We start from the raw sequence: 2000 nt of genomic DNA on the forward strand, positions 1-2000 counted from the left end.
CCGGATCTTCACCTCCTACGACGACATCCTCGATCGGTGTTGTGAGGCCTGGAAACGCTTCGTCGCCCAACCCTGGCTCATCATGTCCATCGGACTGCGCCAGTGGGCCTATCGGTTATGATCAATGCCGGTTGGTATAAGAAGCCGCTTCCCGCGTGATCCTTGAAGGCGTTCGCCCTCCTGACGTAGCGAAGTACCGTCCGCGGATCGCGGTACCCCGACACCTCCATGATGCGAGCGAGATCGCCCCCAGCGGGTTCCTGCGTTGTAGGAATAGCGGGTGATCAACCACAGGTAGGGGGATGTCGGGCCTAAACAGCTATGCTCGGTAAGCGGCAATTCGTTGTTCACGAGGCATGGGCGAGCGTTTCGCCAAAGTCGAACCGATACGGCGTGCAAAGACTTAATCCAGAGACGGCGGGCGCCCTTTAGTTTGGCTTACGTCGCATCGAACCAAAAAAGCCCTCAATTTCGATTTCCAGCATTCGGGTGCTGAACGTCCGGATAATCGTGCCGTGAATGGCTCCGTCACGCATCTCGATTGTTGCGGTTTTGTGATTGTACGAGAACGTCATTTGTTGCTCGCCGAACGATGCCCAGAGCACGTTCACCGGAATGTCGCCGTCCTTGATCTGCAGCATGAGCGTACCTGGATTGGCCTGCCATGCAATCCCGCCGATCAACGCGAGAGTAATCGTGATGACGCCCATCGTCCCTTCTTCAGCCCGATCCATGATGCCATTCATGTAGGCGCGAAGCGTGTCGATGTCCGTAGCGGTGCTGACGATAACTGCCTCCCTTCAAGGGTTTAGATTAGAAACTTCGACGGGGTTCGAGCTGGGCATCAGAATTTGAAGGCTCTGGAGCAGTGCTGCTTTGTCGTTTGTAGAGCGAACAATACCCCAAATCGAAGCAGGAAAATAAAGGATCTCCTTGCCGCATCAGAGACTAATGCTGACGGGAGACCCGGGAAGCGACTCCGTTGGCCCGCAAAGATTTAGTGTTCAGTCCCCGGGCGGTTCTGCCGAGGAGTTTCACCGTTATTTTTGGTGAAGTCGGATCGTTCTGGGTCACCTTTGGACTCTGCAACCTTGCCGCGAATTACTGACGCAACTACAATAACTGTAGTCAAAGTCATCAGCGCTAGGCCGGCGATGAGATATTCGTTGCCTGGCATAAATTTATTCCTCATATTTTGACAACAACACAATTAAACGGAAATATTCAGTTAGTTTTATTAGAAAAATACTCGTTAATCAGCGGATAGTCTTTTCGCGTTGGCCGCCACGTGCTCGCGGTATCGCGCAATGACGACTTCGGGGGAGCTGCCCATCATCAGTGTACCGGCGGCCTCCATGCTCGCCTGGATCTTCTCGACCACCATGGAGTGCATCTCAGCCCTAGCCTCACGGCCGCCCCAGGCTAGCCGGACAAGGCGAAGTTCAATGACCTTTTGGCATTCGAGAGCGAGCATCATCGATGAGAAGAAGGGATTGTACACAGCACACTCCTCACCACATGGGTCGGGTATCTGGATAGAAGAAAATCTGCTGGCTTTAGCTCTTATGCTGACGCTTGATTTGGGTTGAAACGCTGGATGAGGCGCAATCTACACCCGTTGACTCCACCGGGGGCAGGCGAGGGTCAACGGGCGCAGACGGCGGACGTAATCGGGAATGAACGTCAGCGTCTGCATCTTAGAGATATTTGCACGCCAAATATCATCAATTCATTTTTTTTGGACGATTTAACTGTCTGTCGGCGGTAAATAATAGCATCAGACGAAACCATCCGATCAAGTCGGCTCTTTTAGAGTCCGTCCGATAAGTCATGACGCTCGGCCGAGCCTTCGGACGAGAATCATGACGGCGGCGGCGTAGAGGAAGGCTTGGGCCGAGGCGAGGGTCGCCTCCGGGTCTTTCCAAAGGCGGCGGTTGCGGCTGATCCAGCCGAAGAAGCGTTCGACCACCCATCGGCGCGGGTGCACGGCAAAGCCGACC

3 protein-coding genes are annotated in these 2000 nt (G+C 54.4%); all 3 read right to left on the minus strand.

The features are described 5' to 3' along the window. Positions 1-428: 428 nt before the first annotated feature. Positions 429-746 carry a hypothetical protein gene (locus MKK70_RS00110; RefSeq protein ID WP_243938371.1) on the minus strand — a complete coding sequence of 106 codons (318 nt, stop codon included), beginning with the start codon at positions 744-746 and terminating at the stop codon, positions 429-431. 506 nt (positions 747-1252) lie between these two features. Then, positions 1253-1501 carry a hypothetical protein gene (locus MKK70_RS00115; protein ID WP_243938369.1) on the minus strand — a complete coding sequence of 83 codons (249 nt, stop codon included), beginning with the start codon at positions 1499-1501 and terminating at the stop codon, positions 1253-1255. Between the two features lie 327 nt (positions 1502-1828). Continuing rightward, positions 1829-2000 (minus strand): transposase (locus MKK70_RS00120; protein ID WP_243945263.1); only part of this gene is annotated, 172 nt, incomplete at its 5' end.

It is taken from the genome of Methylobacterium sp. E-041 (assembly GCF_022829665.1).
In the GTDB taxonomy this organism is placed as follows: Bacteria; Pseudomonadota; Alphaproteobacteria; order Rhizobiales; family Beijerinckiaceae; genus Methylobacterium.

Excerpts from the sequence above, each read along its gene's own strand:
- MKK70_RS00110 (WP_243938371.1), bottom strand. The coding sequence starts at position 746 with ATGAATGGCATCATGGATCGGGCTGAAGAAGGGACGATGGGCGTCATC.